Raw genomic sequence first — 12,182 nt, 5'->3', positions numbered from 1 at the left:
TGACCCGGTGCCGGGGGCGGGACGGAGCCCGCCGGTCTCAGGCGGCGTGGACCGTCATCGGAAGCCCGCCGCGCACGCGCAGCGACAGCATCGGCTCGGCGACGACGCGGTGCTCGGGCACCTTGGTCAGCCGCAGGTCCCGGAGGACCATCGCCAGCACGAAGGCGGCCTCCATCATGCCGAGCTGGTTGCCGACGCAGAAGCGCGGCCCGGCGCCGAACGGCAGGTAGGCGTACTTGGGCCGCTGCGCCGCCCCCGACCCCTCGAACCGGGACGGGTCGAAGCTCTCGGCGTCCGGCCCCCAGAACTCCTGGTTCCGGTGCATCGCGTACGGCGACACCAGCACGTCGCGGCCCGCCGGGACGTGGTAGCCGCCGACGACGTCGTCCTCCTGGGAGATCCGCGACAGCAGCCACACCGGCGGATAGAGCCGCATGACCTCCTGGAGGACGGCGTGCGTGTACGGCATCCGGTGCAGGTCCTCGAAGGTGGGCGTGCGGTCCCCCAGGACCTCGCGCACCTCCGCGCGCAGCCGCCGCTGCACCTCCGGATGCCGGTCCAGCAGGTAGAACGACCAGCCGAGCGTGCTGGCGGTCGTCTCGTGCCCGGCCAGCAGCAGCGTGACGAGCTCGTCGCGCAGCCGCCGCGCGGCCAGCTTGCGGTCGCTCTCCTTGCGGACCGACACCAGCAGCCGCGACAGCGCGTCGTCGCCGCCCTCGACGGTCCGCTCCGCCGCCAGCAGCCCGACGACGCGGTCCAGCTCCCGGCGGGCGCGGCGGAACCGCACCTGCTTGGGCAGCGGCGACCACAGCGGCACCACGCCCTGCGTGACCATCTCGAACATGGCCTGGTCCTGGACGGCCTCGAACGCCCCGGCCAGGGAGCTGTGCGCGCCGAGGTCGGCGTCGAGCAGGGTGCGGCCGAGGACGCCGAGCGTGAGCCCGGTCATCTCGTGCACGACGTCCACCGGGCCGCGCCCGGTCTGCGCCCGCAGGCGCTCGACGAGGTGCGCGGCCTCCTGCGCGACGACGTCCGCCTGCGCGTTGATCCGCCGGGACTGGAACGCGGGGCGGACGACCGAGCGCTGCTCGCGCCACAGCGCGCCCTCGCTCGTCAGCAGCCCGTCGCCGAGCGCGCGCCGCGCCTGCCGCAGCCCGACGCCCTTGTGGTAGTTGCCGGGGTTGTCGGCGAGGACGTGCTTGGCGTGGTCGGGATGGTTGAAGAAGTACATCGTGCGCGGCCCGATGACGAGCCGGACGGCGTCGCCGCGCCGGGCCGCGTCGGTCATCATGCCGAGCCGGTCGAAGACGAGCTGCCGCAGCAGCTTGGGCGCCTCGGACACCGAGGTCCCCGGCGGCGTCTTCCCGATCCCGCTCGCGCGGGGCGGCGCGGTGGCCGTCATGCCGTCACCTCCTTGGTGGCGCCGAGGCGGCGGAAGCGGCCCCGGTAGAACAGCAGCGGATCGCCGTCCGCGAGCGGTGCCATGCCGAGCAGCCGCGCCACGAAGATCGTGTGGTCGCCGCCGTCGCAGGTCTTCCACAGTTCGCACTCGAAGTGGGCGAGCGCGCCGTCGATGAGCGGCGCGCCGGTCAGCTCGCCGGGGGTGTGGTCCACCCCGTCGAACTGGGCGGCGCCGAGCGGGCGCCAGCGGTCGGCGAACCGCCGCGCCACCTCCTCCTGCCCGGCGCCGAGCACCGAGACGCCGAACGGCCCGTCCAGCCGGTCGTGCATGACCGCGTCGCGGCGCACGCAGATCAGCACCAGCGGCGGGTCGAGCGAGACGGAGGTGAACGCGTTGGCCGTCATCGCGTGCGGGGAACGCCCGCCCACGGTCACGACGGTCACGCCGGTGGCGAAGGCGCCGAAGGTGCGGCGCAGCTCGCGCTGGTCCTCGACCGAGGGACGCGGGTCGCTCATGCCGGGCTCCTCGCCGGCGCGGCCGGCCGGTAGGGTTCCAGCGCGCGGACGAGCGCGTCGGGCACCCGCGCCGGGACGGTGCGCGTGTTGGGGCCGCGCATGCACGCGACGCGCTGCCGGCCCCGGGCGATGAGCAGTTCGGTCCCGCCGGTCACCCGGACGTAGTCGAAGCCGAACTCCAGTTGCGTCTGCCCGAGTTCCAGCAGCCGCATCCGGATCGACAGCTCGTCGAACGCGGTGATCTCGGCGAAGAACTCACAGTCGACCTTGAGCGTGAACAGCTTCAGGTCGTCGGCGATGTCGGCCAGCACCTCCGGCGCCTGGTCGCGCAGGAACATCTCCCGGCAGCGGCCCTGCCAGCGCAGGTAGTTGACGTAGTAGACGTTCCCCACGATGTTGGTCTCTTCGAAACCCACCACGTGGTGGATCTCGTAGTAGCGGTCCATGTCTCACGACCTTCCTTCCACGAGGACGGCGACGACGACCGGGTCGGGACGGTCCCGCACGGTCGTGACGCACGTCGCGACGCGCAGCGCGCCGGAGGCGAACACCGTCCAGGCGCCCTGCCGGGCGCCCGCCAGGGTGAGCGGCGCGTCGTCGGGCAGGCCCGCCTTGCGCAGGCACTCCCACGCCGACCAGGTCCGCGTCGCGGCGGCGTCGAACGGTTCGCCGGAGTCGTCGGCGACGGCCCGCGCGACCCGGTGGTGCCGGCCCAGCAGCCCCTCCCAGTCGGTCCCGTCCCGCCCGACGACGCTCTCCACGTCGCAGGCGAGCGGTCCCGGTGCCGCCGTGCCGAGGGTCAGGCCCGCGCCGTGCGACGCGGACACGGTCGGCCCGTCCGGCAGTTCGGGCCGTCCGTCGGGCCGGTGCCGGACCCCGGCGGGACGTCCCAGCGCCCGCGTCAGGGTCAGCTCCGTCGCCGCCCGGCGCTCCCCCGCCGGTTCGGTGTCGGGTTCGGCGGCGACCGCGACGCGGGCGCCGGTCACGTCCTCCAGGACGCGTTCGACGTAGCCGCCGAGCAGCGGGACGGGCCACGGCCCGGCGCCGTCGCCCTTGCGCACGGCGTGCAGGCGCAGCCCCTCCCACCGCTCGACGAGGTCGCCGTCCTCGGTCCGGACGGCGATGTCGTACACGTAGACGTCGCCGTCGCGGCTGCGCTCGGTGGCGCTGTAGCGCAGCGGCCCGTACGGGGTGCCGTCCGGGCGCAGCCAGACCCGCTCGATCCCCGAGGGGAGCAGCGTGGCGTGCGGGACGCACACCTGGTTGCCGTGCATGAGCGCGTCGCGGGCGCCGGGGTCGCCGAGCAGCAGCCCGGCGGGCAGGTAGGCCGCGAACCAGTCGGCGGCCTGCTCGGCGGCGACCTCGGCGTCCACGTGCCGGGCGGCGGCGCGGTGGTAGCGGCGCAGCCGCTGGAACCGCGCGCCCTGGAACAGCAGCCCCCCGTACAGGTCCCGCGCGGGGTCGAGCGGGACGGGCGGGACGCCGGGCCCCACCTGGTCGGGCGCGCCCTCGGGGATGGCCGCGTCCCCGTAGCGGAGCCGGGCGCGGAAGTGCTCCACCGCGTATCCGGTCTCGGCGCTGCGGATGACGGCCTCGACGGTGTCGTCGGCGGTGGCGACGGCCGCGATCCGCACGGTCGTGCCGCCTTCGGGCGGGACGAGGATGGGCCGGGAGAACTCGACGTCCTCGAACACCGGCGCGGTCATCTCGCCGCGCAGCGACGCGGCGACCTGCGCCAGCGCCTCCAGTCCGAGCACCGCCGGGAACAGCAGGTTGCCGTCCAGGAGGTGGTCGGCCAGGTAGGGGTCGGTGCCCGCGTTCAGCTCGACCTCCGCGACCATCTCGACGCCGTGGTAGCGGACGAGCGGACGTTCCGCGAACCGCAGCAGCGGCAGCGCCGGGCGGTCGTGCCGGACGGTGTCGATCGTCCCGGTCCGGCCGCTGATGACGACGACCGGCGGCGTCTCCGGGTCGGCCAGCAGCCGGTGCAGGATCTCGATGCCCTGGTCGGGGGTGACGGCCGTGATGCCCTCGCGGGCCAGGCCCTCCACCACCGACAGCCGCTCGCCCATCCCGACGCCCGACCACACCGACCATTCCAGGCACAGCGCCCGGCAGCCGGGGTGCTGTTCACCGAACTCGGTGGTGAGGTCCGCGAGCCATTCGTTGGCGGTCGCGTAGTGCGCCTCGCCGCGCAGCCCGGCGCGGCCGATGATGCTGCCGAACGTGACCAGCAGCTTCAGGTCGCCGGGGTCCACGGCGTCCAGCACCGCGCGCAGCCCGTCGATCTTGGGGGCGAAGGTGGCGCGGACGTCCTCGGGCGTCAGCGCCGCCAGCGCGGCGGGCTCGTTCCGGCCCGCGCCGTGCAGGACGGCGGTGACCGGCCCGGTGGCGGCCGTCAGTTCGGCGACGGCCGCGCGGACGCGGTCGGGGTCGGTGACGTCGGCGCGCGCGTACGCGACGCGGGCGCCCGCGTCGCGCATCCGGCGCAGGTTGGCGGCCAGTTCCTCGTCCTGGTCGGGGTCGGAGCGGCCGAGCAGCGCCAGCGCCGCGCCGGTGGAGGTGGCGAGGGCCAGCGCGCATTCGGCGGTGATGCCCTTGCCGCCGCCGCTGACGAGCAGCACGTCGGTGCCGTCCAGCGGCGGTTCGGTGCGCCCGGCGGCGACGGGCATGGCCCGCAGCACCGGGACGCGGCGGACGCCGTCGGCGCCGTGGTGCGCCTCGGAGAACTCGGTGGTCGCGGCGACCTCCGCGAGCACGAGCGCGGTCACCGCGTCGGGCTCGGGCGCCTCGTCGGGCAGGCCGACGATCGTCACCCGCAGGTGCGGCGCCTCCTGCCGCAGGGTCCGCGCGAGCCCGGCCGCGCCCCGGCCGCCGTGCTGCACGAGCACGAACCGGGTTCCGGCTTCGCCGCCGAGCGTGCCGCGCGCGGCCTGGAGCGCGGCGAGCACGTCGCCCTCGCCGCAGCCGGGCGGCAGGCACAGCAGCGTGCCGGTGCCGCCCTGGGCGCGTTCCAAGGCCCGTCGCAGGGGTTCCGCGAACGCGACGCCCCCCGGGTCGTGCAGCGACCACCGCCCGGCCGCCGCCGCGCCGGACGTCCCGGTGTGCGGGGCGAGCGGTTCCTCGTCGAGGTCGACGCGGAACGCCCGCGCCCACGCCGCCGCGCCCACGACCACCTCGGTCGCGCCCGCGTCGCCGCCCGCCGCCGCGGCGGCGTCGAGCGCCTCCGCGAGCTGGCGGAGCGTGGCGGTGGCGAAGTTCATCGGCGTCTGGGCGACGGGCAGGCCGAGCTTCTGCGTCGTCCGGTTGACGATCTCACCGACGGTGATGGAGCTGAGGTGCAGTTCGTCCAGCAGCCCGGTGTCGTCCCCGATCAGCTCGGGCGGCAGCTCCACCCGCTGGGAGACCATCCGGCGCAGCAGCTCCAGCGTGGATTCGCCGTCGCCGCCGTCCTCGTCGGCGTCGGCGCCGCCCGTGCGGGCGGGCGCCGGAGCCGACGCGGCGATCTCGGCGGGCGGCCGGGGCAGCGTCTCGCACGGGTTGGTGAGGAACGCGAACTCCTGCCCGACCTCCAGCGGGCGCAGCAGCCGCCCGTGGAACAGCGCCTCGGCCCGGACGGGGGCGCCGAGCACGTAGGCGGCCCCGGCGACGCCGAGCAGCCCGGCCAGGGACTCCTGGTCGGTGTCGAGCGCGAGCGCGGGCACGTCGGAGACGGCCGTCGCGAGCCCGGTCAGGACGCGTCCGGGCCCGGCCTCCACGAACAGGTCGACGTCCTTGGCGGCCAGCGCCACGGCGGGCGCGAACAGCACCGGGTCGGTGATCTGGCGGCGCAGCAGCGCCGCCAGGTCCTCGGTGGCGCGCAGCGTCTCGCCGGTGACGGTCGAGATGACGCGCCGTCCGACCCGGCCGAACCGCTCCTCGTCCAGCCGGGCGCCGAACACCTCGGCGGCCGGGGCGACGAGCGGCGAGTGGAACGCGTGCGAGACCGGGAGCCGCGTCCAGGTGATCCCGGCGCGCTCGGCGTTGGCACCGGCCGCCGTGACGGCCTCCTCGGTCCCGGCGATGACCGTCTGCTCCGGGCCGTTGTGCCCGGCGATGACCACGTCGAGCCCGGCGATGACGCCGTCCACGGCGGCGGGCGGCGCGGCCAGGCCCGCCATGGTGCCGGGCAGCCCGTGCTCGGTCATGGCGCGGCCCCGCTCGGTCGCCAGCCGCAGCAGCGCGGACTCCTCCACGGCCCCGGCCCAGTGCAGGGCCGACAGTTCACCGAGGCTGTGCCCGACGGCCGCCTCGCCCTCGATGCCGAGCACCGCCAGCGCCGCGAGCGCCGCCAGCGAGCCGGTGACGATCCGGGGCTGCGCGACCGCCGTGGCGACCATGTCCCCGGCGTCCGGCAGCTCGGCGTTCGCGTAGACGTCCTCGACCTCGGGCAGGCGGCGCCGCAGCGCGCCGCCGCTGGTGCCGGTCCCCGATCCCTGCCCGGGGAAGAGCAGCCCGATCCGGGCCCGCCCGGCGCGGGCCAGGTGGGAGCGTCCGTCGGCGCTGTGGTGGCGGGTCTCGCCTCCGGCCAGCACGTCGGCCAGCGCGCGCAGCCGCCGCTCGGCGTCCTCCGGGGAGGACACCACGACGGCCGCCCGGTGCGGGCGGTCGCGCAGCTCGCGGTGCAGGGTCGCGGCCAGGTCACCGATCTGCGCGTACGACAGCGTGAGCGCGAAGTCCGCGACCGACGCCAGCCGGTCGCGCAGCTCGGCCGGGGAGTCGCCGTCCACGAGCAGCAGTTCGGTGTCCTGGAGCGCGGACGTCAGCGTCCGCGTCCGCGAGTCCATGGCCACCCGGCGGCGCGGGCCCGCGCCCTCCACGACGATGTGGGTGTTGATGCCGCCGAAGCCCATCGCGGTGACGCCCGCGCGCGGCGCGGCGTCCTTGGGCCACGCCTCGGCCCGGCGCAGCGCGCGCAGCGCCGGGTCGTCGTCGGTGAGGACGGGGTGCGGGTCCACGCAGCCGAGCGTCGGCGGCAGGAGCTGGTCGTGCACCGCCATGACGGCCTTGATGAGCCCGGCGACGCCCGCCGCCGCCTTGGTGTGCCCGATCATCGCCTTGATCGAGCTGATCGCGGCCGGCGGCGCCGCGCCGTCGGCGGCGCGGCGCGCCTCCGACAGCGCGGTCAGCTCGGTGCGGTCACCGACCTCGGTGCCGGTGCCGTGCCCCTCGAACATCGGCACCGACGCGATGTCGAACCCGGCGCGCTCGTAGGCGCGGTCGAGGGCGAGCCGGTAGCCGCTCACCTCGGGACGGGTGATGCCGCCGTGCCCGTCGGAGGAGATGCCCCACCCGGCGATCGTCGCGTAGACGCGGTGGTCGGCGGCGCGGGCCTCCTCCTCCCGCATCAGCACGATCATGCCCGCGCCCTCGCCCGGCCAGAAGCCGTTGGAGCGCCGGTCGTACAGCTTCATCTCGCCACGGGCGAGCGCGCCGGTCTTGGCGAATCCGATGATCTCGAACGGGTCGATGGACAGGTCCACGCCGCCCGCGACGGCGACGTCGATGTCGCCCTCCAGCAGCGCCTTGCACGCGGTGGCGACCGACAGCAGGGACGAGGAGCAGGCCCCGTCCACGGTGTAGCCGCCGCCCTTGAGGTCGAAGAAGTTGCAGACGCGCCCGGCGATGGTGTTGGACAGCCCGCCCGCCAGCGAGTCCTCGTCGATCTCGGGGAACGGGTCCTTGTAGACGGCCTCCAGCTCGGCCAGGTACTCACCGAGCCGGGCGTCGTCCCAGCCGTCCCGGCCCGACAGCGTGGCGGCGACGGCGCGTCGCACGTACGGCCAGCGCAGCCGCAGCACGTTGGCGCGGGTGAACTCGCCGGTCAGCGTGTTGCCGACGACGACGCCGGTGCGCTCGCGCGGCAGCCCGTCCCCGGCCGGGAACCCGGCGTCGGCGAGCGCGCGGCCCGCCACGTCGAGCGCGAGCCAGTGCGTGAGGTCGGTGGAGCGGTACGTGCTGCCCGCCACCTTGTGGGCGACGCGGTCGAACGTCCAGTCCGTGATGACGGCGGCGTTGCGCGCGTAGAACTTGTCGGGGGCGGCCGGGTCGGCGTCCCAGTAGTCGTCGGGGTTCATCCGCTCGGCGGGGAGGCGGCGGAACGCGCGCCTGCCCGCCAGGGCGTTCTCCCACAGTTCGCGGGGCGACGTGGCGTCGGGGTACCGGCACGCCATCCCGACGACGGCGAGCTTGCTCATGCGGAGACGACCTCCTTGTTGGGAAGGGTCGCGATCTCGTTCGCGGTGGTGGCGCGGGTGGCGCCGTCCTGGACGGCGCGGCGTTCGGCCGCGCGCTGGGAGAAGTGCAGCGCCCACAGGTAGGCGCCGCGGATGAGGCAGACGGCGGCCGTGGCGAAGAACAGGCCGTAGGCGATGCCGGTGCCGGTGAAGTAGCCGTAGAGGATGGCGATCCCGGCGCCGAACGCGAACTGCGAGGCGGGCGCCGACGGCGAGGTCCCCGGGTCGGTGACCATGTAGTTGGTGTAGAGGACGAACGCGACGCCCGACATCATGACCAGCGCCGCCGAGATCGACGTGCCGTACACCAGGCCGCGGAACACCGCCTGGAGGATGTAGAACGACACCCAGCCCATGATCAGCCAGGTGCGGCCGGTCAGCTTGGCGTTGAGCATCGTGCCCGCCATGAGGATGCCGGCCGGGATCAGCCAGTCCCACGCGCTGTCGATCGTCTCGGTGAAGTGGTATGGCGGGGCGATGCTCGCCCACGGGAACACCAGCAGGATGACCGCGATGCCGAGGTTGGACGGGTTCATGAAGTGACGCATCCGGCCGCGCACCGGGGCCCGCAGCACCCACTTGGCGCCGACCGCGACGACGACACCGAAGATCATCACGCCGATCTTGTCGTTGACGTAGGTCAGCATGTTCACGGCCAGGGCCGTGATGTGCGCCGGGTACAGGAACTCGACGACGCCGCGCACGCCGCGTCCCCGGAACCGCTCGGTGCGCCGCTCGACGCGGGCCGAAATGACCTCCAGCCCCATCTCCAAGCTGTAGGCGGTGGCCAGCGCCGCGAACGGCCAGGACCACGGCTGCTCGAACCCGAGGATCAGGTAGCCGAGGATGTTGAAGACGGTCATCGACATCGCGAAGTTGCGCAGCGCCATGACGACCTTGGGGTCGTGCCTCGGCGGGGCCGCTTTCTCGGTGGTCGTCATGTCGGTCACTTCTCCTTCGCCTGGGCCCCGAGGCGCAGCGTGTGCCACCCGGGTGCGAGCGTCATCTTCTGTTCGCGGAAGGCTCCGGTCCTGCGGTCGCGCCAACACACCATGACCGCGACGGGCTTGGCGCTGTCACCGAGGCCGATGTGCACCTCGCTGCTGCGCTTGCCGCCGTGGCCGCTGCCGCCGTCGACACGGCCGAGGTGCTTGCGTCCGTCGGCGGTGGTCACCATGACCTGGGCGCCGACGGCGGGCGATCCGGCCGCGCCGAGCGCGCCGCCCTTGCCCGGCTCGGCCGGTGCGTCGTCGTGCTGGAGGCGCAGGCCGAGGAAGTTCCCCGCGCCGGGGCTGTCGTTCTTGTAGAAGACGGGCGCGTCCCACTGCCGGGCCACGGCCATCTCCAGCCGTCCGTCGCCGTCCACGTCGCCCACGGCGATGCCGCGCGTGGGGACGGGGATGTTGATGCCGAGCCGTCCGGCCAGGTCGGAGTAGCGGCCCTTGCTGTTCTTGACGAAGAAGTGCAGCCGCTGGCTGCCCGCGATGTCGTCGCCGGCGTTGATGTTCGGCCACAGGCCGGGGTGCTCCACGATGAGGTCGTTGGAGGCGGCCAGCTCCTGGAGCTGCGGCCAACGGTTGTGGCGGCCCTTGACGAAGCCGGTCGTCTGCGCGATGGCGGGTTCGCCGCTGTTCACGAAGTCAGCGATCTTGACGTCCCAGCCCCAGCCGGACCAGGCGGTGCCGAGCGCGCTGCTGCGGTCGGTCCACGGCGCCTCGCCGTCGTGCAGCCGCCGGGTCAGCTCCCGGTTGCTGCGGGTGTCGTTCACGAACTGGTAGTTGCTCTCCTGGATGCCGAACGACGTGGTGATGTTGCTGACGAACATGTCGTACATGCCGTCGTGGTTGAAGTCACCGAAGTCGATGCCCATGCCCTTGAAGGAGTCGACGCCGAGCCGCTTGGACTTGGGCAGGCCGGGCGTGCGGTTCGCCTTCACCGGGCTGAAGCTGATCCGGCCCGGCACCGAGGTGTTGAACAGCAGGGCGTCCTTGCCGTGGTCCTGCGCGAGGTACAGCTCGGGCAGCCCGTCGCCGTTCAGGTCGTTGGCGGCGGCGGCCAGCACCCAGCCCTTGGAGAGCTTCTCGGGGATGACCTTCGGCACCGGCTCGTACTTGACGGTCGGGTTCGCGCCCTTGGTCGCGCCGGTCCAGCGGAAAACGTGGTCCTCGCCGCCGTTGGAGGCGTTGGACAGCGACCGGTTCATCTTCACGCCGCCGCGGACCCGGTCGTCGAGGACGGGACCGTCGGGGAAGTAGTTGCCCAGGTAGATGTCCAGGTGCCCGTCGCCGTCGAAGTCGTCCAGCGCGACCGCGTTGGAGTTCCACTGGGGCCCGGCGTAGCCGCGGGTGCCGACGCCCGGCACCAGCTCGGTCGGGACGTAGGCGTTCTTGTCGAGCTTCGTCGCGCCCGGCTTGGCCAGGTACAGGATCGGGCTGCGGCCCCAGAAGTAGACGAGCAGGTCCATCCGCCCGTCCTCGTTGAAGTCGGCCGGGGCGCAGCCCATCGGGGCGATGGCGTAGCCCATCGGCAGCGGCGCCGGGTCGAGCGCGAACGGCTCGTACCGTCCGGGCTTGGCGCCCGGCGCGGGCGTGACCGCCACCTGGTCGATGCGCGGGTCGGTGACGCACAGGTCGTTGGGCAGGCCGTCGCCGTCCAGGTCGTTCATGGCGATGCCGGCGCCGACGGAGGAGATCCAGGCGTCGATCTTGGAGTAGGACTTGTTGACGCGCCGGATCGTCTGCTGCTTGAACCCGCTCGGCAGCGCGATGGCCAGCGGGGTGAAGCGGTGCTTGTCCGCGAGTTCGTCGCTCTCGGCGGCCGGTTCACCCGGCAGCCGGACCACGACGAACAGTGCGGCCACCAGCAGGACGGCGACGACTCCCGGCAACTGCCTGCGCAGCCACCCGAACATGCTCGGCATCGCTAGTTCCTCCCAAGGGAAACGAACGTGTCGGCGATGCGGCGCCGCCACGCCTCATAAGCCGGGACCTCGGCGGTCTCCGGTCCGGTGTCCCGGTCGCGGGTCCGCACGCACACGGCGGCGGCCTCGGCCGGGGTCATGCCGCAGAACACCTCGGTCGCGACCTCGGTGTGCTCGGTGACCAGCCCCGCGCGGTGCCGGGCCTCGGCGGCGAACGCCGAGCCCTGGGCCACCTGGGGCCGGTACTCGCCCGCGCGCTTGTAGAAGCCGCGCAGCTCGCTCTCCTCCGCGCCCGCCGCGTACGTGGCGGCCAGTCCCGCGCCGCTGTACAGGTCGGGGCGCCGGGCCGGTTCGAGCGACTCGATCAGGCCCGCGACCACGTCGGGGTCGGTGCCGCCGACGAACCACAGCGCCCGGCCGATGCCCTGGTCCAGGGCGTTTGGCCCGTACGGGTGCGGCCGGCCGTCCGGCCAGCGCAGCGCGGTGTCGCGGCGTCCGCCGCGCACGTACGCGGCGGTCTTGAAGTACGCCTGGTGGAAGCCGTAGCCGTCCAGCACCAGCCACCGCAGCAGCGGGTCGAGCTCGTTCTTCGGCCAGAGCATCCGGGGCAGCCGCGCCATCGCCCAGCCGATGCCGACGTAGGCCATGTACAGGTGCGGCTCACCCTCCTCTGCGAGGAACGTGTCGAGGTTCCGGCGACCGGAGAATGGCATCGAGCCGACGACGGCGTAGCCCATGGCGGCGCCCTCGAAGGCAAAGCCGCGGAACCTTTCCGGCAGTTGGTCCAACTGGGCCGCCGCGGCGGCGGTCGTGGGCTGCTCCACCGCTGCGGCATAACCCGTCAGGAAGGACTTGCCGACCGTCTCCAGCAATTCCTTGGAGGCTTCGTTCTTGACGTGGAATCCTCGGGTATCCATCCGCGTTGCGGAGATGTCGGGGGTGATGATGCGGCGCTGAAGTGCGCGCAGTGCGTGCACCGGGGCTCCTCCGTTCACGAGCGGGCTGCCGTCGTGAAGTACGCGACCTCACGCGGGCGGACACGGCGCCAGACAGTTCAATTTTCATCGAAT

General features: G+C 73.7%; 7 protein-coding genes. All 7 read right to left on the bottom strand.

The features are described from left to right. Positions 1 to 37 precede the first annotated feature (37 nt). The 7 genes from C229_RS0124030 to C229_RS0124000 are packed head-to-tail and all read right to left on the bottom strand — an operon-like array spanning position 38 to position 12,089. Positions 38 to 1,402 carry a cytochrome P450 gene (locus tag C229_RS0124030; protein ID WP_018657668.1) on the bottom strand — a complete coding sequence of 455 codons (1,365 nt, stop codon included), beginning with the start codon at positions 1,400 to 1,402 and terminating at the stop codon, positions 38 to 40. After that, the gene (locus tag C229_RS0124025) at positions 1,399 to 1,917 is read right to left on the bottom strand and encodes a flavin reductase family protein (protein WP_018657667.1); all 519 of its coding nucleotides are present in this window, start codon (positions 1,915 to 1,917) and stop codon (positions 1,399 to 1,401) included. Before C229_RS0124025 ends, C229_RS0124030 begins: the two co-directional genes overlap by 4 nt. Continuing rightward, complete coding sequence (locus C229_RS0124020; RefSeq protein WP_018657666.1) at positions 1,914 to 2,363, bottom strand: acyl-CoA thioesterase; 450 nt, start codon at positions 2,361 to 2,363, stop codon at positions 1,914 to 1,916. The genes C229_RS0124025 and C229_RS0124020 overlap by 4 nt, the downstream gene beginning before the upstream one ends. Positions 2,364 to 2,366: 3 nt before the next feature. After that, positions 2,367 to 8,153: a type I polyketide synthase gene (locus tag C229_RS0124015; RefSeq protein WP_018657665.1), complete on the bottom strand. Its 5,787-nt coding sequence runs from the start codon at positions 8,151 to 8,153 to the stop codon at positions 2,367 to 2,369. Continuing rightward, complete coding sequence (locus tag C229_RS0124010) at positions 8,150 to 9,133, bottom strand: enediyne biosynthesis protein (protein ID WP_026314117.1); 984 nt, start codon at positions 9,131 to 9,133, stop codon at positions 8,150 to 8,152. The genes C229_RS0124015 and C229_RS0124010 overlap by 4 nt, the downstream gene beginning before the upstream one ends. Positions 9,134 to 9,138: 5 nt before the next feature. Continuing rightward, positions 9,139 to 11,112 carry a CRTAC1 family protein gene (locus tag C229_RS0124005; protein WP_018657663.1) on the bottom strand — a complete coding sequence of 658 codons (1,974 nt, stop codon included), beginning with the start codon at positions 11,110 to 11,112 and terminating at the stop codon, positions 9,139 to 9,141. 2 nt (positions 11,113 to 11,114) lie between these two features. After that, positions 11,115 to 12,089, bottom strand: coding sequence for a DUF1702 family protein (locus C229_RS0124000; RefSeq protein ID WP_026314116.1), 975 nt, complete (start codon positions 12,087 to 12,089; stop codon positions 11,115 to 11,117). Between the last annotated feature and the right edge of the window lie 93 nt (positions 12,090 to 12,182).

It is taken from the genome of Actinomadura flavalba DSM 45200, assembly GCF_000374305.1.
Classification (GTDB): domain Bacteria; phylum Actinomycetota; class Actinomycetes; order Streptosporangiales; family Streptosporangiaceae; genus Spirillospora; species Spirillospora flavalba.
This window is presented reverse-complemented; position numbering and strand designations above follow the sequence as displayed.